At 38.5% G+C, this 21,000-nt stretch carries 22 protein-coding genes and 1 pseudogene; 11 read left to right on the top strand and 12 right to left on the bottom strand.

The window, feature by feature from the left end; genetic code table 11:
- Positions 1-6 precede the first annotated feature (6 nt).
- From FTU06_RS07365 to ilvA, 3 genes are all read right to left on the bottom strand, one after another.
- Positions 7-666: a TrkA family potassium uptake protein gene (locus FTU06_RS07365; protein WP_180145817.1), complete on the bottom strand. Its 660-nt coding sequence runs from the start codon at positions 664-666 to the stop codon at positions 7-9.
- Between the two features lie 104 nt (positions 667-770).
- The gene (locus FTU06_RS07360; protein WP_180007813.1) at positions 771-1,238 is read right to left on the bottom strand and encodes a hypothetical protein; all 468 of its coding nucleotides are present in this window, start codon (positions 1,236-1,238) and stop codon (positions 771-773) included.
- A gap of 194 nt (positions 1,239-1,432) precedes the next feature.
- Positions 1,433-2,971, bottom strand: coding sequence for a threonine ammonia-lyase, biosynthetic (gene ilvA / locus FTU06_RS07355; RefSeq protein WP_180145814.1), 1,539 nt, complete (start codon positions 2,969-2,971; stop codon positions 1,433-1,435).
- A 107-nt stretch (positions 2,972-3,078) separates the two neighbouring features.
- On the opposite strand from ilvA, the gene rpiA reads away from it, so the two are divergent.
- The 7 genes from rpiA to FTU06_RS07320 all read left to right on the top strand — a co-directional run bounded on the left by rpiA (position 3,079) and on the right by FTU06_RS07320 (position 10,300).
- Entirely contained in the window at positions 3,079-3,750 is a 672-nt protein-coding gene (rpiA, locus tag FTU06_RS07350; protein WP_180004663.1) for a ribose-5-phosphate isomerase RpiA, read from the top strand.
- A 215-nt stretch (positions 3,751-3,965) separates the two neighbouring features.
- The gene (locus tag FTU06_RS07345; RefSeq protein ID WP_180007811.1) at positions 3,966-4,643 is read left to right on the top strand and encodes a SprT family zinc-dependent metalloprotease; all 678 of its coding nucleotides are present in this window, start codon (positions 3,966-3,968) and stop codon (positions 4,641-4,643) included.
- A gap of 629 nt (positions 4,644-5,272) precedes the next feature.
- Entirely contained in the window at positions 5,273-6,319 is a 1,047-nt protein-coding gene (gene argC, locus FTU06_RS07340; RefSeq protein WP_180007810.1) for an N-acetyl-gamma-glutamyl-phosphate reductase, read from the top strand.
- 79 nt (positions 6,320-6,398) lie between these two features.
- A complete protein-coding gene (locus FTU06_RS07335; protein WP_180054369.1) occupies positions 6,399-7,148 on the top strand; it encodes a hypothetical protein in 750 nt (249 codons plus the stop codon).
- Between the two features lie 18 nt (positions 7,149-7,166).
- Positions 7,167-7,580: an ATP-dependent Clp protease adapter ClpS gene (gene clpS, locus FTU06_RS07330; protein WP_078188641.1), complete on the top strand. Its 414-nt coding sequence runs from the start codon at positions 7,167-7,169 to the stop codon at positions 7,578-7,580.
- Between the two features lie 12 nt (positions 7,581-7,592).
- On the top strand, positions 7,593-9,869 hold the full coding sequence (gene clpA / locus FTU06_RS07325; RefSeq protein ID WP_180145811.1) for an ATP-dependent Clp protease ATP-binding subunit ClpA: 2,277 nt from the start codon (positions 7,593-7,595) through the stop codon (positions 9,867-9,869).
- Positions 9,870-9,946: 77 nt separating this feature from the next.
- Positions 9,947-10,300, top strand: a complete 354-nt coding sequence (locus FTU06_RS07320; protein ID WP_180007869.1) for a YnfA family protein — start codon at positions 9,947-9,949, stop codon at positions 10,298-10,300.
- 330 nt (positions 10,301-10,630) lie between these two features.
- Here the strand turns inward: FTU06_RS07320 and FTU06_RS07315 are convergent, their stop codons facing one another.
- The 3 genes from FTU06_RS07315 to FTU06_RS07305 form a co-directional block, all read right to left on the bottom strand.
- A complete protein-coding gene (locus FTU06_RS07315; protein ID WP_180054365.1) occupies positions 10,631-11,107 on the bottom strand; it encodes a hypothetical protein in 477 nt (158 codons plus the stop codon).
- A gap of 91 nt (positions 11,108-11,198) precedes the next feature.
- Entirely contained in the window at positions 11,199-12,119 is a 921-nt protein-coding gene (gene argF / locus FTU06_RS07310) for an ornithine carbamoyltransferase (RefSeq protein ID WP_078193464.1), read from the bottom strand.
- Positions 12,120-12,231: 112 nt separating this feature from the next.
- A complete protein-coding gene (locus FTU06_RS07305) occupies positions 12,232-12,885 on the bottom strand; it encodes a TetR/AcrR family transcriptional regulator (protein WP_111883702.1) in 654 nt (217 codons plus the stop codon).
- A 239-nt stretch (positions 12,886-13,124) separates the two neighbouring features.
- On the opposite strand from FTU06_RS07305, the gene prpB reads away from it, so the two are divergent.
- Together prpB and prpC are read left to right on the top strand one after the other, a co-directional pair.
- Positions 13,125-14,009: a methylisocitrate lyase gene (prpB, locus tag FTU06_RS07300; protein WP_180145808.1), complete on the top strand. Its 885-nt coding sequence runs from the start codon at positions 13,125-13,127 to the stop codon at positions 14,007-14,009.
- Between the two features lie 3 nt (positions 14,010-14,012).
- Complete coding sequence (prpC, locus tag FTU06_RS07295) at positions 14,013-15,149, top strand: 2-methylcitrate synthase (protein ID WP_180007804.1); 1,137 nt, start codon at positions 14,013-14,015, stop codon at positions 15,147-15,149.
- Positions 15,150-15,213: 64 nt separating this feature from the next.
- Here prpC and FTU06_RS07290 read toward each other — a convergent pair whose 3' ends face one another.
- Entirely contained in the window at positions 15,214-15,831 is a 618-nt protein-coding gene (locus tag FTU06_RS07290) for an aminotransferase (RefSeq protein ID WP_180145804.1), read from the bottom strand.
- A 79-nt stretch (positions 15,832-15,910) separates the two neighbouring features.
- A complete protein-coding gene (locus FTU06_RS07285) occupies positions 15,911-16,387 on the bottom strand; it encodes a CinA family protein (protein ID WP_180007802.1) in 477 nt (158 codons plus the stop codon).
- 236 nt (positions 16,388-16,623) lie between these two features.
- On the opposite strand from FTU06_RS07285, the gene FTU06_RS07280 reads away from it, so the two are divergent.
- Complete coding sequence (locus FTU06_RS07280; RefSeq protein ID WP_078190858.1) at positions 16,624-16,854, top strand: hypothetical protein; 231 nt, start codon at positions 16,624-16,626, stop codon at positions 16,852-16,854.
- 438 nt (positions 16,855-17,292) lie between these two features.
- On the opposite strand, the gene FTU06_RS07275 is transcribed toward FTU06_RS07280, so the two are convergent.
- Together FTU06_RS07275 and FTU06_RS07270 are read right to left on the bottom strand one after the other, a co-directional pair.
- Positions 17,293-18,498, bottom strand: a complete 1,206-nt coding sequence (locus FTU06_RS07275) for an alpha/beta fold hydrolase (protein WP_180145950.1) — start codon at positions 18,496-18,498, stop codon at positions 17,293-17,295.
- A 272-nt stretch (positions 18,499-18,770) separates the two neighbouring features.
- On the bottom strand, positions 18,771-19,277 hold the full coding sequence (locus tag FTU06_RS07270; RefSeq protein WP_180145801.1) for a GNAT family N-acetyltransferase: 507 nt from the start codon (positions 19,275-19,277) through the stop codon (positions 18,771-18,773).
- A 482-nt stretch (positions 19,278-19,759) separates the two neighbouring features.
- On the opposite strand from FTU06_RS07270, the gene FTU06_RS07265 reads away from it, so the two are divergent.
- Positions 19,760-20,122 (top strand): NirD/YgiW/YdeI family stress tolerance protein, encoded by a 363-nt coding sequence (locus FTU06_RS07265; protein ID WP_180145798.1) that lies wholly within the window; start codon positions 19,760-19,762, stop codon positions 20,120-20,122.
- A 336-nt stretch (positions 20,123-20,458) separates the two neighbouring features.
- Here the strand turns inward: FTU06_RS07265 and FTU06_RS07260 are convergent, their stop codons facing one another.
- On the bottom strand, positions 20,459-20,692 hold the full coding sequence (locus tag FTU06_RS07260) for a DUF2171 domain-containing protein (RefSeq protein WP_180090177.1): 234 nt from the start codon (positions 20,690-20,692) through the stop codon (positions 20,459-20,461).
- A 198-nt stretch (positions 20,693-20,890) separates the two neighbouring features.
- Positions 20,891-21,000, bottom strand: a pseudogene (locus FTU06_RS07255) (IS5/IS1182 family transposase); the annotation flags it as partial.

The following is a 21,000-nucleotide window of genomic DNA, read 5'->3' as shown; positions in this document are numbered from 1 at the left end:
CGCTGATTACAAAGTTGCTTTAAAGTGTTTAGCCAGTCGACGTAAATGTTCGAGTAAACCTTCAACCACTAAAATATCGCCTGTTTGTAAAATCAGGTTCGGATCTAAACTATATTGAAGCTCGGTGCCACGTTTATGCAAAATCGTCTTCACTTCAGGGACATGATCCATTATTTGATTTAAACGCGTGCCTTGTTGTGATTCTTTAATTTCAATTTTCACCAAATAATGGTCATCTTCGAGCACCATGTAGCGGCTCACCATTGGATAACTTAGTGACTGAGCAACACGGACACCCATATCTTCTTCAGGATGGATGATTTTGCTGATGCCTAAATGGGTTAAAATCATGTGATGCGCTTTGGACTTGGCTTTGGCCCAAATTTTGTTGATCCCCATGTTTTTAAGATGGAGCACACATAAGATGCTGGCTTCAATATCTTCACCAATTGCGACTACGACGGCTTCACAATTTTGAATATTGAGTTCATGTAAAACGTGCTCATCTGTTGCGTCAGCAATCACTGCATGGGTCAGTTGGTCCGAAATACTTTCAACAAACTTTTTGTTGCTATCGATTCCAATGACATCGTGTTTTAAACCCATGAGTTCAGTGGCTACAGTTGCGCCAAAACTTCCTAAGCCAATCACAGCGAATTGAGCCATGCCGTATTCCTAAATTATTCTAAAGTTATTGAATATGTTGATGTTAGCTTGTTCAGCCTGGAGCGGCTATGGAAATTTACATAATCCATCTAAACCGAAAAGCTCTAATTTTTAATTTCTTCAGCATTTTGATAGGCATAAAGTTCAACAATATTGGGGCAATTATCCATAACTTGTTGGTATTTAAAAATTTCATAGCCTAATTTATTTTTTAGAATGTATTGAAATTGATGCTGATCTTCTTTAATGACATTTAAGGTGGCTTTACGAACGAGCTCAGAATTGTTCTTTAAACGGTTTAAGCCATCGCATGAAAATTCACGGATGATGGCTTGAACAGGTTCGGGAGCGGTTTGATCACTTAGCTCATCAAAGCGAATATATACAATGTAATTTGGATATTGATTCAACATTTCAGCTTGCGCGGTATAGCCGTAAATATTTTCTAGATTTTGCGTACGGGACTGATTTGGAATTTGTTTCATACTTTGACGAATCTTATCTTCCTCTTGCTTAAGTTGATAAGCCGGATATGCATAAAAATATCCACCTAAACCTACAATAGCGATCATAAATAAGGCATAAAAATTCAATTTTAAATATCCATTTTGTTTTATTTTCAATGGATTATAGGGTGTGGTGAATTTAACAACAATGACAGCGTTGATGAATTAATTTGATGAATTTATTTATTTTGATTCAGGAAATAGTTGATGCAAATAAAAAAGCTGGAACCTAGATCCCAGCTTTCATATAGAAATTTTACTTATTTCAAGAAACGTTGATAACCGAGGTTATTGGTAATCTCAACATATGGATAGGTAATATTTTCCAATGTTTCAATCAAACCATCTGGGTTTTGTTTCGCATCCGTTGCTTCCATACCCACCAATACACGACCTTCCGCAGCACCGTGGTTACGGTAGTGGAATAGGGTGATGTTATGCGTTGGGCCTAGACGTTCTAAGAAAGTCAGTAATGCGCCTGGACGTTCAGGGAATTCCACGCGGAATAGGCGTTCATTCTCGATATCGGCATGACCGCCAATTAAATAACGGATATGGAGTTTAGCCACTTCATCGTCTGAAAGATCGTCTACATCGTATTGGAATTTTAAGGTTTCAAAAATTTCCTGACGTTCTTTTTCGCCATTTTTGAGACTAATACCCACAAACACTTGAGCGGCACTTGAGTAGCTTGCGCGGTAGTTAAACTCAGTGATGTTACGGCCTTGTAGTGCGCGGCAGAATTGGAGGAATGAACCTTTTTCTTCTGGAATGGTCACAGCAAAGATCGCTTCTTTACGTTCACCCAGTTCAGTACGTTCTGCAATGTAGCGCAGACGGTCAAAGTTCATATTAGCGCCGCATACAATCGACACCATATTTTTATTTTCTAGACCATGCTCTGCAACATACTTCTTAATACCTGCAAGCGCCATTGCACCTGACGGCTCTACAATGCTGCGGCACTCATCAAAGGTATCTTTAATTGCAGCACAGATTTCATCTGTATTCACCAAAATAACGTCACGCTCAACAATTGGGCCTGAGTTATCTGATTTTTGTAGCTGAATCACTTCAAATGGTTTTTCACCAATTTGTGCAACTGCTGTACCGTCGGCAAAAAGACCAACAGATGGAAGAATGACACGTTCATTAGCTTCAAAGGCTGCTTTTAAACATGCTGATTCGTCATATTCAACAGGAATGACTTTAACATGCGGTGCCACATCACCAAGATAAGCAGCTACACCGGCAATGAGACCGCCACCGCCAACAGCAACAAATACATAGTCTACATCACGCCATTGACGCAAAATTTCGTTGGCAATGGTTCCTTGACCGGCCATAACGAGTTCGTCGTCATAAGGTGGAATAAAGGTCATACCTTCATCTTTTGCACATTGGATTGCATATTTATTGGCTACGTCAAAAGAATCACCATGCAGAACCACTTCACCGCCTAAGCGTTTAACCGCTTGTACTTTAATGTCTGGTGTGGTTTTAGGCATAACAATAATGGCGCGAATACCTAACTTTTTACCAGATAACGCCACGCCTTGAGCATGGTTACCTGCAGAAGCAGTAATAACGCCACGTTCCAACTGAGATTTCGGTAATTGACTAATACGGTTGTAGGCACCGCGTAGCTTGAAAGAAAAGACAGGTTGTAAATCTTCGCGTTTAAAGCGAATGTTATTGTTTAGTTTTTCACTAATTCGTGGCGCTGCTTCGAGTGGGGTTTCGATTGCAACGTCATAGACCGTTGCCTGTAATATTTGTCGAACCAAACGAGACAGCATGTTAATTTTCCATCTAACAGTTTAAAATAGGGGTTTATTGTAACAAACCCCTGTACATTTGGGCTGAAAAATCAGCGTCTAATGTCAAAAAATAGTTGAGCCAAGTTATGAGTCTGTATGCAACCCAAGATGAAAAGAAACAAGCTGCCGCAAAAGCTGCGTTAAAGCATTTGCCAAAGGGCGGTATTTTGGGTGTTGGTACAGGAAGTACTGTGAACTTCCTCATCGAATTATTGCCAGAGCTTCAACTCGAAGCTGCTGTTGCAAGTTCTGAAGCAACTGCACAACGTTTGAAAAAATTAGGCATTGAAGTGGTTGATATGAACCACGTTGGCGGTTTAGATGCCTATGTGGATGGTGCAGATGAAATCGACCGTCATATGCACATGATTAAAGGTGGCGGAGCTGCGTTGACTCGTGAAAAAATCGTGGCGTCTATTGCGAAAAAATTCGTTTGTATCGTAGATGATTCTAAATGGGTTGATCAGTTGGCACGTGAATTTCCGCTTCCTGTAGAAGTGATTCCAATGGCACGTTCTGCTGTGGCACGTAAAATCGTTTCTTTAGGCGGCGATCCTGTGTACCGTGAAGGCGTAGTAACAGATAACGGTAATGTAATTTTAGACGTACACAACTTAAATATCCTAAATGCATTGGAACTTGAAAAAACTTTAAACAATATTCCGGGTGTAGTGTGTAACGGTATCTTTGCTCTAAACAAGGCGGATATTGCGGTTGTAGCCACTGATAACGGTATTGAAGAGCGTACAGCGGTTTAATCTATAGAAAATTTAAATGTAAATAGAGTTTCGATTTATATTTAAATTTCTAATGGAAGTTCCCTCTCCTTTGAGGAGAGGGTTAGGGAGAGGTCAATTTAAATGTCCCCCTCATCCTAACCTTCTCCCAGAGGGAGAAGGAACCCTCAATATACTTTTGAAAACTGCTTAAAGTTAAATTTTATGCATTATTAATAAGCTTTTAAAAAGAATAAATGACTCCCAACCTCCCTGAAATTCAAATCACCCGAAAATTACGTGCCACACGCTTAAGATTGCGAGTAGAACCAACTCAAATTAAATTAACAGTGCCGCAATTTTGTACACAGCGCCAAGTGCAAGATTTTCTGAAACAATCAGAACAATGGATGATTGAGACATGGCAGAAGCAGCAGGAAAAAGCAGGGCTGCAGGATCGAAGTCTGCCAATAAAATTAAAGTTATTTAATTTAGAACAACCGTTAATGGTTGTTTATCAAACGCAAAAACATTCATTTATCTTGGATGACGAAAGCCATCAACTATTCATCAGTGATCGACAGCCTGAGCAATATTTAAAAAGCTTTGTGATTGCTTATGCCAAAGAGTATTTACCAATTTATTTAAAGCAAGTGAGCAGTGAAACAGGCTTGAAATATGGTGATTGCTCAATTCGTCAGCCCAAAACGCGCTGGGGAAGCTGTTCAGCGCGCCATGATATTATGCTGAATAGCGCATTGGTGCTGTTTCCAGAGCAAGTTGTACGATATGTGGCTGTACATGAGTTAGCGCATACCAAGCACTTTGACCATAGCCCAAACTTTTGGGCTGAAGTGCAAAAGCATGATATAAATTTTCAGCAGCATCGAAAAATACTAAAAATGACGGCAATGCCTTGGTGGTGGGTGCTCTGAATTAAAGGCACTAAGTTGTAAACACTAAAGCATTTCTTAATATATTATTTCAATTAAATCAAATCCTTCTTGGTATGTAGGCGGTTCTAATGCGTAATAAACATTGGTTAATGCCATCAGATCGACTATTTCATCTGAAGGGCGTTGAGCGTTTCTTTTTATGCATACTTCGAGCGGGATTTGAAACCATACAGCAACGCATTTTTTACCCAATTATTTAGCTTGCTCAATTATCGGTAGACGTTCAGATTGCTTTACTAAAATAGCATCAAAAATAATATTTTCAGGTTCGCGGGATATTTGGTTTTTGGCCCAAGTTGATTTCCCAGCCCCTTGGCATCCGATCAATATATAAATGATTTTAACCTTTGGGTTAGTTTTTAATTCATGCTTAAAAGCGTCAAAACAGCATTGTCATGCTGGAATATTTCTTTCTTTAGTGAAGACACGACCTTGAGCTGTGGATAGGTAATGATCAGGATTTATATGCATGATCTGACTTAATAGGATTCAGAAGATAAGCTAACATTATAAAGTGAAGCTTTATATGTCAAAACAGTTCAGAAAACCGTAACTTCCTGTCATACTACGCAGTCATCAAATGGATACTTTGAATAGAGGTAAAGAGCGTGATTTCAGTAGGTATTGTCGGCGGTACAGGTTACACAGGTGTTGAATTACTGCGTATTTTACTGCGACACCCAAATGCAGAAGTGAAAGTTTTAACTTCGCGTACTGAAAATGGCCGCCGTGTGGATGATATGTTCCCAAGCTTGCGTGCACATACAGACCTTTGCTATTCAGATCTAAATATTGAAGAACTAAAACAATGTGACGTTGTATTCTTTGCGACGCCGCACGGTGTTGCAATGAAACACGCAGAAGAGTTAGTTGCTGCAAATACTAAAGTGATTGACCTTGCTGCTGACTTCCGCTTGCAAGATTTAGCTCAATTTGAGAAATGGTATGGCCTCGACCATGCTTGCCCAGAATTATTAAAAGATTCAGTTTACGGTTTGTCTGAATTAAACCGTGAAAAAATTCAAAAGGCTTCAGTGATTGGTAACCCAGGTTGTTACCCAACAACTGTTCAGCTCGGTTTAGCGCCAGTATTAAAAGCTGAAGGATTAGTGAAACCTGAAAGCATTATTATTGATGCAAAATCAGGTGTGTCTGGTGCAGGTCGTAAAGCCAGCCTGGGTATGATCTATTCTGAAAATGCAGATAACTTTAAAGCTTATGGTGTAGCGGGTCACCGTCATCATCCTGAAATTGTAGAAGCCTTAGAAAATATTTCAGGTCAAAAAGGTGTGTTTAATGAAATTTTATTCGTACCGCATTTAGTACCGATGATTCGTGGCATGCTCAGCACTATCTATATTGATTTGACAGACGCAGGTGCTTCTGCGGATTTACAAAGCATATATGAACAGTTCTATGCCAATGAGCAGTTTGTAGATGTTATGCCTGCAGGTAGCTCACCTGAAACACGTACTGTGCGTGGTGCGAACCAATTACGTATTGCGATTTGCAAACCTCAACCGAAAAAATTGGTGATTTTGGTGGCTCAAGACAACTTGGTGAAAGGTGCTGCAGGCCAAGCCGTACAAAATATGAACTTGATGTTTAGTTTTGCTGAAAATGCAGGACTTCAAGGCATTGGTTTATTACCATAAGAAACGATTTAAAACTTCACACACATTTAAAACTGGATTTTAATGTGTGCCTTGAGTGAATTAAAAATAAGAGATGACGATGTCGAATACAGAATCTAATTTCAAGTCAGAATCTGAAAACAGTGAAAAAACGCCTTTTATGAAGACGAATATGCCACTGGCGATTGGTGCAGTTGTACTTGCATTGAGCAGCGGTTTGCTCGGATATAGTATCGGTCATCGTCAGGGCTTAACTGTGGTCGGTTATGATGCAGATGCAGAGCAACTTGTTGATGTGGTGCAAAAGCAAAAAACTGAATTAGCAGGCCTAAATAAAAGTTTGAATGCGGCAATCCAAGAGCGTGATGTCGCTGTAAGTAATTCAAATGATTTATATTTGGCTGTTAAAAAAGCACGTGATGATCAAGAATTAACTGGTAATTTGAGTGTTTTGTATCGTGAAGTATTGCGCCAACGTGGTGGTATGCCTCTTGCAGTACAACATTTAGCGATTAAACCTTTACCTGAAAATGCGTATGAATACCAACTTGATCTCGTTCAAGTAAGTCCGTCAAAAAGTAATGTGTCTGGAAGTGTTGAGCTGCGTCTAATTAAGGGTACAGAAGTACTTGCAGTGCCTTTAGAAGACAAAAACTTTAACTTTAGCGAAAGTGAGCGACTCACTGGACGTTGGACCATGCCAAAAGGCTTTAGTCCAGACTTTATTGAAGTGCGTTTAAGCGGTTCTAAACCCGTTATTCGCCGTTTTAGCTGGTCGAAAGGTCAGCCTGTTGAAAATCAATCTGCCTTCCTTTCAGAAATTCCTCAAACTGAAGCAAGTGCAAACTAAGTGTGAAACCTAAATCCTATGCGAACCAATAAGCGTCAAACGTGTTTATCTGACATTAAAAATTCATTTTACCAATCTGGTTTAGTGGACTGGCATCTAAACCCGACTCTCAGCCAAGGTACGCAGGATGATGGTGATTCAGACATTCAAGTATTGACTGCGCCACCTGAGTTAAAGCGTCCTCCTATGTATGCTGTCGTTTTAATGAACGATGATTACACCCCAATGGACTTTGTAATTGAAATTTTACAACAATACTTTGCTTTGAATCTTGACCAAGCCACTCAAGTAATGCTAACTGTACATTATGAAGGAAAGGGTGTTGCAGGGGTTTATCCGCGAGACATCGCAGAGACTAAAGCAAATCAGGTCAATAATTACGCTCGGTCGCAAAGTCATCCATTACTTTGTCAGATTGAGCCAAAAGATTAATAAGGGGATTACATGCTCAGTCGTCAATTAGAAGTATCATTACGTTTGGCTGTCAGCATGGCTCGTCAAAAGAGACATGAATTTTTGACGGTAGAACATTTATTATTGGCTTTACTGGATAATGATTCCGCTGTTAATGCATTGAAAGCATGTGGCGCAGACATTATTGTGCTTCGCAAAGAACTTGAAGAATACGTAGAACAACATACCCCTAAGCTTGGCGAAAATAGCGATCAAGCGCCACATCCTACAGAAAGTTTTGATCGTATTTTGCAGCGTGCAATTTTCCATGTTCAATCGAGTGGTAATGACCGCACTGTAGAAGGTGCAGACATTTTAGTTGCGATGTATTCAGAGCGTGATTCATTTGCGGTGTATTTACTTAAACGCCATCAAATCAACCGTTTGACATTAACGCAGTATTTGTCACATGGCACACGTAAAGATGAAGTCCAAGCTGAAGAGGAAATTGAAGAGCTCGATGGTGAAAGCACCACGTCTTCAAATTCTGGCCCATTAGAGCTTTATACGACCAATCTCAATGTTGAAGCTCAAAAAGGCAAAACAGATCCACTGATTGGTCGTGAAAAAGAAATTGAGCGTGCCGCACAAATTTTATGTCGTCGTCGTAAAAATAACCCATTATTGGTAGGTGACCCAGGCGTGGGTAAAACTTCCATTGCCGAAGGTTTGGCTTGGTTAATTGTGAATGGTAAAGCACCAGCACCATTGGCCAATGCAGAAGTATATAGCTTAGATATTGGTGCTTTGGTTGCAGGAACGAAATACCGTGGTGATTTTGAAAAGCGTTTAAAACAGCTATTAAATGCCTTGAAAAAGAAACCTGATGCAATTTTGTTTATTGATGAAATTCACATGATTATTGGTGCAGGCTCGAGTATGGGCAGCACTATGGATGCGTCAAACTTAATCAAACCTGCGTTGGCAAATGGCACTCTACGCTGTATTGGCTCGACTACATTCCAAGAATATCGTCAGGTATTTGAAAAAGATCATGCGCTGTCACGCCGTTTCCAAAAAATTGATGTCAATGAACCTTCAATTTCAGAAACGGTTGATATTTTACGTGGTTTAAAATCGAAATTTGAAGAATTTCACCATGTAAAATATGACGATAAAGCCTTGGTGTCTGCGGTAGAGCTATCGGCTAAATTTATCAATGACCGTTTCTTGCCAGACAAAGCCATTGATGTGATTGATGAAGCGGGTGCACAGCGCCGTTTAAGAGCCGAGCAGGATGACACCTTAATCACAGTTGAAAACATTGAAGATATCGTGTCGAAAATTGCCCGTATTCCACCGAAAACTGTGTCTAAAGATGACAAGAGCGTCCTTGAAAATCTTGAGCGTGATCTGAAACGTGTGGTGTTCGGTCAGGATGAAGCGATTGAAGCGCTTGCATCTGCGATTAAATTATCTCGTGCAGGTCTAAAAGCACCAGATAAGCCAGTGGGTAATTTTGTCTTTGCGGGTCCTACAGGTGTGGGTAAAACTGAAGTCACTAAGCAATTGGCGAAATTGTTAGGTGTTGAACTTGTACGTTTCGATATGTCGGAATACATGGAACGTCATGCCGTATCTCGTTTAATTGGTGCGCCTCCGGGTTATGTAGGTTTTGATCAAGGTGGTTTGTTGACCGACGCGATTCATAAAAATCCGCATTGCGTACTTTTACTAGACGAAATTGAGAAAGCGCATCCAGATGTCTTTAATTTGTTATTACAAATTATGGATCATGGTTCATTAACGGATAACAATGGTCGTAAGTCTGACTTCCGTAACGTCGTGTTAGTGCTGACTACAAATATTGGTGCGGAATCAATTTCACGTGTGAGCATTGGTTTCATGGATCAAGATAACAGTAATGACAACCAAGACGCGATGAAAAAAGCCTTCTCTCCAGAGTTCCGTAACCGTTTAGATGGTGTCATTCAATTTAAAGCATTGCCAACAACTGTCATTGAAAGTGTGGTTGATAAGTTTTTAACAGAGCTTCAGGCACAGTTAGATGACAAAAAAGTGGTTCTTGAGGTTGACCAAGATGCACGCGAATGGATGGCAGAGCAAGGATACGATCGCTTGATGGGCGCTCGTCCAATGCAGCGTTTAATTCAAGAGCATTTGAAGAAACCGCTTGCTGAAATGATTTTGTTTGGCGAGCTTGCGGAACATGGCGGTAATGTTGGTGTTTCAGTGAAGAAAGAAAATGGCAAAGCTGTGGGCTTAAAACTCGAAGTGTTTGAAGACCAAACCGCTGAACCCGCTTAAGTAATTTAATTAACGAAAAACCCGTGCTTGCACGGGTTTTTTATATTTATTCAACGCTAGATTTGGATTTCTCAATGATGGACGTATCATTAACAAAAGTGCTGACCACTTTCGGTTTATTTGCACTAACAGCATTGATGGAAATTTTAGGCTGTTACTTCCCATATTTGATTTTAAATCAGCAAAAATCGCAGTGGTTATGGATTCCTACAGCACTTGCATTGGCTGCATTTGTTTGGTTATTGACGTTGCATCCAGCAGCTTCGGGTCGTATCTATGCAGCTTATGGCGGAATCTATATTTTCTCTGCATTACTGTGGTTGCGTTTCGTTGATCAAATAAGTTTAACGCGATGGGATATGCTAGGTGGCGTTATTGTATTGGTGGGGGCGGCAGTGATTGTATTACAGCCTCAAGGTTTAATTCGTTAAGTAAACATTGCAGAAGTTAAACCAAGAACTGTAAGAAATCAGAAGCGCAATCTGATTCAAATAAAAAGAACAATACGCGGAAAGGTCATCCGCAATTGTTTGAGACAGGACTACTTTTAATCAAAAATGTTTTTGCGATACCTTGAATAAGTAGGTGCTAGTGAACGAGTTTTGCGGATGGCAATGGTTTTGGGTACTTTTGTCGAAACAAAAGTACCTCCAGCCGAAGGCCAATCCATTCATTCAAACCCTAGATGTAAGACTCCGTCGAATGAACTTAAAAATCATTTTAAAATACGAAATTACTTTGGCGTGCGTAACATCAGATGTTTATTTAAATTTGCATTCAGCGTTGTGGATTTTGATTTCGTATTTCTGTTGAGGTGAAGATAAGTCCATTTCTAACACATATGGATTTACACGTTGAAATTGATGCTCAAATAGCAATTCACAATTTTGTAGAGAATTCTTTTTGATCAGTTGCTTGACTTGCTGTTGGCCGACCGATTCTGCAAATTGTGTAAAGTCAGGTGTGGTGATAATTCCTTCGATTTCTATTTTATCTGCTGAAACTTCCATTTTTTCCATCAACATATTTTGGTCAACTTGATAAGGAAGAGTACGAGAGTCTTCGTCACTTATGGCAGAAAGTATTTCATCTAATGCTGTCTTATTTTTAATTTGATATGAAGCATCCAAAATTCCTTTTTTTACGAGGTATTGATCTAACTCAGTTGGAGATGCTGCAAATGTAACGGTGCTTAGGCCCAAAGAGACTAAAATTAAAAAGCGTTTTTGAATGTGCATATTTTAAATCACTTATAAAAGTTATGGTTTTATTAAAGCATGCAAAAACAAAAAAAGCACCCGAAGGTGCTTCATTTATCTAAGTAAAAACTTAGTCTTTTTTTAGATTTTCGTTAATTAAAAATTCAACAAGTGCTTTTTGTGCATGTAAGCGATTTTCAGCTTCATCCCAAACCACTGCATTTTTGTGGTCAAGCATATTTTCAGAAATTTCTTCGCCACGATGCGCAGGTAAGCAGTGCATAAATAGGCAATCAGCGTGAGCAAGATCCATCAGGCGTTCATTCACTTGATAATCTGCAAACGCTTTTTCACGAATTTTTTGTTCTTCTTCTTGGCCCATACTTGCCCAAACATCTGTCACGATTAAATCTGCATTAACTGCAGCATCTTCTGCAGAATCAACAAGTTCAACACAGTGTGCAAATTCAGATAAAAATTCTGCTTTAGGTTCATAGCCCTTAGGTGCAGCGATTTTTAATTTAAAGCCCCACATATGAGCCGCTTCAATATATGAGTTACACATATTGTTGCCATCACCAATCCAAGCAACCGTTTTACCTTCAATAGAACCACGGTGTTCAACAAATGTTTGAACATCGGCAAGTAATTGGCAAGGGTGGTGATCATCTGTTAATGCATTGATGACAGGAACTTTTGAATAAGAAGCAAAGCGTTCAACAATGTCATGACCAAAAGTACGAATCATCACAATATCAAGCATGCTTGAAATCACGCGTGCAGAGTCTTCTACTGGCTCACCACGACCTAATTGAGAGTCGCGAGATGAAAGGAAAATTGCGCTACCACCAAATTGGCTCATTCCTGCTTCAAACGATACACGTGTACGGGTGCTCGATTTCTCAAAAATCATGCCCATGACTTTACCAACGAAAGGCTGGAAAACTTCATTGTTATGCTGTTTGCGCTTGAGTTCGATACCGCGCTGTACAATTTGATTAAGTTCTAAAGTCGATAAATCGCGTAAAGTTAGAAAGTGACGTAGAGCCATTGTTACTCCACAATAATTGCTGAATCAAAAAACAAAACAACAATTAGTTGTTGGTTGGTTAGAGAAAAAGGAATCGATTAATATACTATAAGAGAGGTAAATTGCAAAAAATCTAGCGCTTTTGGTGACCGTCTAGGAAACGATCGACGCAATAACTGATGTAATTGATGGTTTCTTGATCATTTTCATCAATGGTGATGCCCATGAGAACGCGCCATTCTAAATTTCGCAGAATTCCAAAATAAAACTGAGCAGAAAACAATGGGTTTTCACAATACAGCAAACCGTGCTGATGTGCTTGATATAAAATTTCCGCAACGGTGTTCTGAATTTGTTTCGGACCTTGCTCATGAATATAACGTGCTATTTCCGGATTACGTCCAGTTTGTTCTAAAACTAAACGCATAAATGCCGCATTTTCAGGCATCACAATATGCTGATGAAAGTCACTTAAAGTATTGATGAGATAAGCACGAATATCGGTGTCAGGGCTGACTGTAAATGGTAGGCAAATATCTTTGAAAAATAAGCAGCGACGATAGTCACAAATAGCCTTAAATAACCCGTCTTTATTACCAAAATATTTATAGATTGACGCTTTTGAACCACCCGCATGATTCACGATGTCATCTAATGAAACTGCATCAAACCCACGTTTTAAAAAAAGCTCCGTAGCACTTTCTAAAAGCGCAACACATCGTTCATGTCCGCGCCGCGTTTGTGGCTGGTCATGCGTTAAAGGTTCAATGTGTATTAAATCTTGCATAAAGTGATAATATTTAACAAAAAAAGAGCTGATTTGACGATAATTATAGCAAAAAATTCAGTACTTTTCTGCTTTGCTCATAAATAAGGGATCTTTGACTAAAGAATAACAACAGATAAGTGACAAGTGAAATATTTGACTAAAGTTTTAGAGTTAATATTCTACAAAGCCATAGAGTTGGAAAAAAATATGGATATACTCAAACTTCGAAAATTAAAGTAAATGCCGTGGAAAGGAATATGACACAACAAACGTCTGCAGGCTTAAGATTTAGACAAGCATTGGAAATCGAAAAACCATTACAAATCATTGGCACAGTAAATGCCTATGCAGCAATGATGGCAAAAGAAGTTGGCTATAAAGCCATATATTTATCTGGTGCAGGTGTTGCGAACTATTCATATGGTTTACCTGACTTAGGCATGACCAGCTTAGACAATGTTTTGGAAGATGTTCGTCGTATTACTGAACGTGTAGATACGCCATTGCTTGTCGATATCGATACAGGTTGGGGCGGTGCATTTAACATTGCTCGTACTGTGAAACAAATGATTGCAGCAGGTGCAGCAGCGGTTCATATTGAAGATCAAGTGGCACAAAAGCGTTGTGGTCACCGTCCGAACAAAGAAATCGTGTCACAACAAGAAATGGTTGACCGTATTAAAGCGGCTGTCGATGCAAAAACCGATTCAAACTTTGTGGTGATGGCGCGTACAGATGCTTTGCAAAAAGAAGGTCTGCAAGCAGTGATCGACCGTGCATGTGCATGTGTAGAAGCCGGTGCTGATGCGATCTTTGCTGAAGCAATGACAGACATCACCATGTACAAAACTGTCTGCGATGCTGTTGGTGTCCCTGTACTGGCAAACATTACAGAGTTTGGTGATACCCCTTACTACACCAAAGAAGAACTAGGTGAGCAAGGCATTTCAATGGTGCTTTACCCATTATCACCAACACGTGCAATGCAAAAAGCGGCACTAGAAGTAATGCATGCGATCCGCAATGAAGGTACACAAGTCAATGTACTGGATAAAATGCAACAACGAAAAGAACTCTATCAATTCCTCGATTATCACACTTTTGAAAATACCTTAGATAAATTGTTCACTGAAGGAAAATAAAAAATGGCTGAAGGAAAAGTACTCACGGGCGCAGGACTGCGCGGACAAGTAGCGGGTAAAACTGCACTTTCAACTGTAGGCAAAAGCGGTGCGGGCTTAACCTATCGTGGTTATGACGTTCAAGACTTGGCAGAAAACTGTCAGTTTGAAGAAGTTGCGTACCTGATTTTCTTTGGTGAATTGCCAACAACAGAACAATTAGCAGCATACAAAGCTAAACTCAAATCATTGCGTCAATTGCCACAAGCGTTGAAAGAAGTATTAGAACGTATTCCTGCGGACTCACATCCAATGGATGTGATGCGTACAGGCGTTTCAATGTTAGGCAACCTTGAAACTGAACAATCGTTTGAACAACAACAAGATGTTGCAGACCGTATTTTGGCAACGCTACCTGCGATCATTTGCTACTGGTACCGTTTCAGCCATGATGGTGTACGTGTAGAAGAAAACACCGATGATGATTCAATCGGCGCTCAATTCCTACATTTACTGCGTGGCGAAAAACCAAATGAATTGCACGAGCAAGTGATGAACGTATCACTGATTTTGTATGCAGAGCATGAGTTTAACGCATCTACATTCACAGCGCGTGTATGTGCATCAACATTGTCAGATATGCATTCATGCATCACAGGTGCAATTGGTTCACTACGTGGCCCATTACATGGCGGTGCGAACGAAGCTGCGATGGAAATGATTGAAAACTGGACGTCTCCAGAAGAAGCTGAACGTGAAATGCTCGGCAAACTTGAGCGTAAAGAAAAGATCATGGGCTTTGGTCATGCGATCTATAAAGACAATGATCCACGTAATGGCATCATCAAAATTTGGTCTGAACGCCTAGCTAAAGACGTCGGTGATACTGTGCTTTATCCAGTATCAGTACGCTGTGAAGAAGTGATGTGGCGCGAGAAGAAATTGTTCTGTAATGCAGACTTCTTCCATGCATCTGCATACCATTTCATGGATATTGCAACCAAATTATTCACGCCAATCTTTGTGATGAGCCGTGTAACAGGTTGGGCAGCGCATGTGATGGAACAACGTGCGGACAATCGTATTATTCGCCCAAGTGCGGACTATACAGGTCCGGAATTACGTAAAGTTGTGCCAATTGCAGAGCGTTCTGCAGCATAATTTTAAGTGTAATAAAAAAGCCTCAAAAGAGGCTTTTTTATTATTTGTTATTTAATTTAACAATCTATTTGGTTAATAAAACTGGATCTTCAACGCTATATCCTGTTTCAAATGGAATCCCTAGATATTTAACAGTTACTAAATAAAAAGGCTTTTGCACTACACGATAAGTTTTAGAGATTTTTAAACCTTCTTTATAGGTCTCAGCCTTTTGTACAGCGCTTTTATACTGCGAATTTTTAACACGATATTGATAGGTCCATTTATCAATGGTTTCAGTGGGGTCATACCATGATTTTGCAGTGCCATTCATGGTTGTTAATACCTGTATTCGAGCATTATTGTTATTTACTGGTGTTAATTCGACCAAACGTTTTTTTATTTTCGCGATTTCTTTATCAAACTGGGTGCTGTCTTGATCGTAATCAATCCGTTTTGTCTTTGGATTAATATACAAAGACTTCACTGTAATTAATTGCGTCGGTTTTTGGCTATTTAATTGATAATAATATAATTGTGGTAAACGACCACGACCATCTTCAAAATGACGCATTAAATAGATTTTTTGGTCTTTTTTATCAAAACCTAAAACCTCAATGGTTTGAGGGCCGCCTACCGTAGCCAAAGCAGAGCAGGACAGTAGTGTGCTAATTGCGAATGCATTGAAATGACGTAGCTGCATTTTCTTGTCCTGATGAGAAAAATTTCTCAATACAGTATGCTATGCAAAATGATATTTAAATATGAAGATTATGTATGTTTTATTCTGCATTTAAGATGTCTAATACACTGTGAGCAACATTTTCAGTTAACTGATCTAAGCGTTCTAAAGCTGTACCTAAAATAAAATAGTGGTAATTATAAATACGACTGTCATGTAAGATTGAAATATAAAATGTTCCTTCGGGTTTTTCTACAGTTGCGCTGCCACCGGATTTGAGTAATCCAGTGCAGGCAACCACAAAGTTTGCACGTGAAAAAAGCTGTTGTCCGTGCTCAGCCATCGCTTGAGTCACTTCTGCCGATTCGGCCGTATATTGTTCTATCAGTAGAGGATCTACTTTTAAAATTTCACGCTTGATCGACGGATCATAGCTGACCAGACCACCTAACAAGATATCTGCACCACTATTCTTATAAATTGAAAATTGGCTACATAAATAACCAGAGCTTGCACTCTCGATAAATGCGATAGTCATGGATTTTTGTTCTAAAGCATCGCAACACTGTTTAAGCATGTGCTTACCCCAAAGTAGAATGGTGAATGATCATTAGTATTCTTAAAATTTTAGCATTGATTCCGCTCGCCTGTAATTTCACTAAAAGTCTAAGTTGGTACTGTGGGTGTTGTGGAATTCACAAAAATAGCGTGATTGCTTAGAAGCTGTACGAAAATATGAAATAAAGGTTTTTTCGGAAGGAAAACGATGTTAAAACTTAAAATAAAGAGCGTAACAAAAGTAGGTTTATTTCAATGAAAACGACTGTTAAATATGTAGTATTAAAAAGCCTAGACTATCAATTGGGCACGCCACTTTTTCAAGAAGAATTAGACGCAGATAGCCTGTATTTTGATCAAATTCCGGCTGTAATTCAGTATCAAAATCATCAATTCAAAGTGAAAAGTAAAGAGTTAAAGCGTGTTTATTTGGCTGAAGAAAATGAAGACATGCAAACCATTATTGTGAAAGTACTTGCTGTTTAATTTCGATCAATTTGTAGTATTAATAATACAGTTCTCATTGAGTTGGGAACTGTATTTTTGTATTTGCCTGATTCAAACTTTAGATAAGTCTAGATTCAAAAGTAATACATATTTTTTTAATGATCACTTGATCCATAGCTCTAGCTATTCGACCAACGGCTATTTAATCCACGAGATATTATTGAGTATAATTTATTTATTTTTTCATGGGGGGAAGAAATAATGGATTTATTTAAATTTCTAAAAAGCTTTAATACAACGGGTACTTATTTATTCATTTCAACTATTTCTTTGATTTGTTTAGTTGTGTATTTTTATTTTATTAATCCAAATTGATCTAGGCTGACAGCCAACATCTTTAGGTTTGAATAAAAAACTTAATAAATAAAATTACATAATGAATTTTCTATCAAAAATATTGATATAAAATTTTAAGTATTAGTTTATTGGGCAGGTATTTAAATACGTCTTATTATCAATTGAGTGAATAAAGTTGTCGATTAAATATTCGCTTTGTTTGAGTGAATCACGATGGTCACCATTTTTAATTGGGTGAAAGGCTATGGGCTTATTTTCCTTGCAGACTTTTTGGTAATAAGCATGGACACCCCGATAATCTACCAATTGATCTTGATCACCTTGTACTAACAGTAAAGGTACCTGAGGTGTCATCAATTCGATCGACTGTTTTTTTAAATAACGGGTCAATGGCGTTAAATCTACATTAGGTTTAAAAACAGTTTTTGGCGATACTTTTAGTTCATTTTGTAGTTCTGATAAGCAGCGATTGCGAGCTTGATTGAGGATTTTCTGCATTTCTGGGCTGACAAAATCTTTTGCTGAAAGTGTAGGCTCTGCAGCTTCAGCACCTAACAGGACGATAGGTAAAAATGCTGCAACGCTCGGATCAATATTAGACTGATTTGCTACATATTCAGCAATCCCTTCATATTGGTAACCGCCCGGTGCCAATGCAATTGCTCCGCGTAAATTGAGTTCAGGGGCATCCTTTTGTCCAAACGCTGCTACGGTTAGGGAAGCAGCGCCGCCTTGACTGTGGCCCATGACATACCAGTTTTTACTTAATTTGACTGATTTTAATTGATGTATGGCACGGACAGCATCCACGACAGTGTGTAACTGACTTTGAGCATTCATATAGGGGTGACCGCCTGGTGTGCCTAAACCTTGATAATCAGGCGCAACGACTGCATAGCCACGAGCAAGCCAAGCGTTTAAAGCTTTGGCTGCAATTTGTTGGTATATGTGAACGGGTCCATCTGCATAATCACCCGAAGGGGCGCAGGTATCAGCTACACCAGTTGTACCATGTGCCCAAGCCAAAACTGGCCAGCCGCCCTTAGGGGCTTTATCCTTAGGTAATAGGACATATCCAGAAGCAACAATCGGTTCTGAATGAACACCTCGGCTTCGATAACTGATGATATATCGTTCTGCTGCATTACTAAAAAGATCAGGCGTTTGGACTTGTAAAGATAGTATTGTACCGGGTGTAAGGGCTGTTATATTGGCGATTTGACCTTCATTTATCTTGGAAGGTACAGGAGATGCAGATGTGTATGTTGAAGCTAGACAAATACAGCTAGCAACCAATTTGAGAATATAATGCTTTGTTTCCATTATGGGCGCCGTCTTCTTTTCAAAAGGTTAATTTCAAGTTTTCACGTTGTTTCATTTATTCTATGAATTTTTAATATAGTGACTAATATGCATAAAATAAAGTTCGAAGTTGATTTTATTTTTTTGATTTGAAAATGATAAATTGTAGTGGATAAATATGAATTTACTCACAATGTTTATGCTGAAAATATAGCCTTTTGTTATTTCCCTTAAAACTAAGCCGCCCAAATGAGCGGCTTTTATGCATGAAAATATAGGAAAAATATAGACATTTTTTACTCAGTTGCATTAAAGGCTTCATGATAGTGAACCTCACCAGTAGGAATATGGTCGATGAAGCTGATAGCCTGAAAGTATTCTTGAGGTACGTTTGGTAACCTTAAATGAGGATATGATTTAAAACCAAACTGATGGTAATAATTCGGATCACCTAGCAGAACACAGCCATTTGCTCCTAATTGTTTTAGTTTCTCAAGTGATGCTTTCATGAGTAAAGTACCGATGCCCATACCTTGTTTATTTGGCAAAACGGAAATTGGACCTAAACCATACCAGCCCATTTCACCTGAGGAGATTGAGACTGGCGAAACAGCAACATGACCCACGAGGGTATTGTTCTCAAGCGCGACTAAGGAAATCGTGAGTTGGTCATGTTCTCGAAGGCTATTTACGATAAATTGCTCAGTATGGCTGGAGTGCTCTGTGTTTAAAAAAGCGGCTTTGGTTAATTCTGTAATAGCATTTATATCTTCTGGTTTTTCGTCTCGAATTATAAAACTCATCAAGATTCTCCTATTAAAGCAAAATATATATGTTGTTGAAGTAAATCAGATAGTGAGTGAAATGGCGATTTTTTAATGCTTATGATACTTTTATGGGTTAGAAGTATCCTATCACTGAATAATTAAAGTAATGAATTTTCTTGTTTATTTTCAAAAATATATGCTTTTCAAATACTTTAATAAAAATTAATTTGTATACTCATCTGATTTTATTAAAGCCATTTTGATGTAAAAATATACAACTTTGAAAATCTTATAAGTTTCTGTAAATACTAATGAATAGATGCTAATGCTTAATTTCTAATCTAGTACAAACTAACAGGATTCTATTTTTACATTTATATATTTTATAGTTAACCGTAGTCCCATTCACTTCATTTGAAGGGGATTTTACACTTGAAAGATATGAAAATTATCCAAATATATTAGACTGAAAAGTCTTATAGTTCGTAGAACAGAATTAATTAATAGGAGTCATAAGTATGAAAAAAATACTTTGTGCAGTACTTGGTGGTTTTGCCTTATTCAGTGTAAATACATCATTTGCAAAGTCCGATACAGCGTTATTAAAAGAAGCTGAAAAAAATGTTGTAACAATTGCCCAAGCAAAAAAATTATCAGATGAATCTGGTGTAACGCTAAAAGGAAAAATCACTAAACATATTGCAGGTGATGATTTTGAGTTAAGTGATTCAACAGGTGCGATCAATATAGACGTTGATGATGATTTATGGAAACCGCTTAAACTCAAAGTGGGTGATCAAGTGCATGTAGTCGGGGAGGTTGATACTCATCGTATTAAATCTACTGATATTGATGTAATTCATATTGAGCGTACAAAATAGGTTTTTGGATTTAAATATTTATAGATGCACCTAAATTCATTCTATTTAAGAAAGCTCTCAATTGAGGGCTTTCTTATTTTTAATTCAATACACAGTAACCTTCATGCTTTGTTAGTGTAGAGCTTTAACACATATATAGGCCTAAGTATGAAAGCGTTAGCAATTATAAGCGTGGTACTAGTATTGGGGCTGGTAGGTTGCCAGCAAAAAGATAGTAATGAAAATGAGGAGACAACAACACCTCATACATTAGATAAAGACTAACTTCCTCCAATGACAATTCTCAGAAGACATTAAAAAAACCCTCACTAAGAGGGGTTTTTTAGGATTGAGCTTTTAAGCTTCAACCCAAGTATCTTTAACTTCTTGAGAGTCTTTAGTCAGTACAATTTTATTGTCTGTAATTTCACCAACCCATGAAACTGGAATTAAGTGGTGATGGCCGTCACCATGTTTAGTCAGTTTAATTTGATCCGAACCTTGCAAGTGGTCAACTTCACCGACTTTAGTACCGCAAGAAGCAATAACATCTGCATGATTTTTAATATTTTCAACATTAATAGTAGTCATTGGAATATTTTCCTATTTCAATGTGAGTGAACATTTAGCCTATCGTAAATATGTCGTGTTATCCGGGATTGAAATAGAAGGGATACAAAGGGCTTTATGTTCTTACGTTCTTGACCAGATAAATTACATTGTATTATTTGGAAATAAGTTTTGATTTGAGCGTTTTACGGCCCATTTATAGTAGATTTCTTTCATAAGTCATTTTTCACTCAGCTCCAAGTTATAAATTCCAGCAATTAGATTGAATCTTAATGCTAGTCTTTTGCCTCGATTGCGATATCGCTCAGCAAGAATTTTGAAGGTTTTCA

Origin of the sequence: Acinetobacter sp. YH12052 (genome assembly GCF_013419835.1) — a bacterium.
Taxonomy (GTDB): domain Bacteria; phylum Pseudomonadota; class Gammaproteobacteria; order Pseudomonadales; family Moraxellaceae; genus Acinetobacter; species Acinetobacter amyesii.
The sequence above is the reverse complement of the archived record's forward strand: the minus strand, read 5'-3'. Positions and strand labels throughout refer to the sequence as shown.

What these genes read in the sequence shown, in the direction of transcription:
- FTU06_RS07365 (WP_180145817.1), bottom strand. Translation starts at nt 666, where the DNA reads ATGGCTCAATTCGCTGTGATTGGCTTAGGAAGTTTTGGCGCAACTGTA.
- FTU06_RS07360 (WP_180007813.1), bottom strand. Translation starts at nt 1,238, where the DNA reads ATGATCGCTATTGTAGGTTTAGGTGGATATTTTTATGCATATCCGGCT.
- ilvA (WP_180145814.1), bottom strand. Translation starts at nt 2,971, where the DNA reads ATGCTGTCTCGTTTGGTTCGACAAATATTACAGGCAACGGTCTATGAC.
- rpiA (WP_180004663.1), top strand. Translation starts at nt 3,079, where the DNA reads ATGAGTCTGTATGCAACCCAAGATGAAAAGAAACAAGCTGCCGCAAAA.
- FTU06_RS07345 (WP_180007811.1), top strand. Translation starts at nt 3,966, where the DNA reads ATGACTCCCAACCTCCCTGAAATTCAAATCACCCGAAAATTACGTGCC.
- FTU06_RS07335 (WP_180054369.1), top strand. Translation starts at nt 6,399, where the DNA reads ATGTCGAATACAGAATCTAATTTCAAGTCAGAATCTGAAAACAGTGAA.
- clpS (WP_078188641.1), top strand. Translation starts at nt 7,167, where the DNA reads ATGCGAACCAATAAGCGTCAAACGTGTTTATCTGACATTAAAAATTCA.
- clpA (WP_180145811.1), top strand. Translation starts at nt 7,593, where the DNA reads ATGCTCAGTCGTCAATTAGAAGTATCATTACGTTTGGCTGTCAGCATG.
- FTU06_RS07320 (WP_180007869.1), top strand. Translation starts at nt 9,947, where the DNA reads ATGGACGTATCATTAACAAAAGTGCTGACCACTTTCGGTTTATTTGCA.
- FTU06_RS07315 (WP_180054365.1), bottom strand. Translation starts at nt 11,107, where the DNA reads ATGCACATTCAAAAACGCTTTTTAATTTTAGTCTCTTTGGGCCTAAGC.
- argF (WP_078193464.1), bottom strand. Translation starts at nt 12,119, where the DNA reads ATGGCTCTACGTCACTTTCTAACTTTACGCGATTTATCGACTTTAGAA.
- FTU06_RS07305 (WP_111883702.1), bottom strand. Translation starts at nt 12,885, where the DNA reads ATGCAAGATTTAATACACATTGAACCTTTAACGCATGACCAGCCACAA.
- prpB (WP_180145808.1), top strand. Translation starts at nt 13,125, where the DNA reads ATGACACAACAAACGTCTGCAGGCTTAAGATTTAGACAAGCATTGGAA.
- prpC (WP_180007804.1), top strand. Translation starts at nt 14,013, where the DNA reads ATGGCTGAAGGAAAAGTACTCACGGGCGCAGGACTGCGCGGACAAGTA.
- FTU06_RS07290 (WP_180145804.1), bottom strand. Translation starts at nt 15,831, where the DNA reads ATGCAGCTACGTCATTTCAATGCATTCGCAATTAGCACACTACTGTCC.
- FTU06_RS07285 (WP_180007802.1), bottom strand. Translation starts at nt 16,387, where the DNA reads ATGCTTAAACAGTGTTGCGATGCTTTAGAACAAAAATCCATGACTATC.
- FTU06_RS07280 (WP_078190858.1), top strand. Translation starts at nt 16,624, where the DNA reads ATGAAAACGACTGTTAAATATGTAGTATTAAAAAGCCTAGACTATCAA.
- FTU06_RS07270 (WP_180145801.1), bottom strand. Translation starts at nt 19,277, where the DNA reads ATGAGTTTTATAATTCGAGACGAAAAACCAGAAGATATAAATGCTATT.
- FTU06_RS07265 (WP_180145798.1), top strand. Translation starts at nt 19,760, where the DNA reads ATGAAAAAAATACTTTGTGCAGTACTTGGTGGTTTTGCCTTATTCAGT.
- FTU06_RS07260 (WP_180090177.1), bottom strand. Translation starts at nt 20,692, where the DNA reads ATGACTACTATTAATGTTGAAAATATTAAAAATCATGCAGATGTTATT.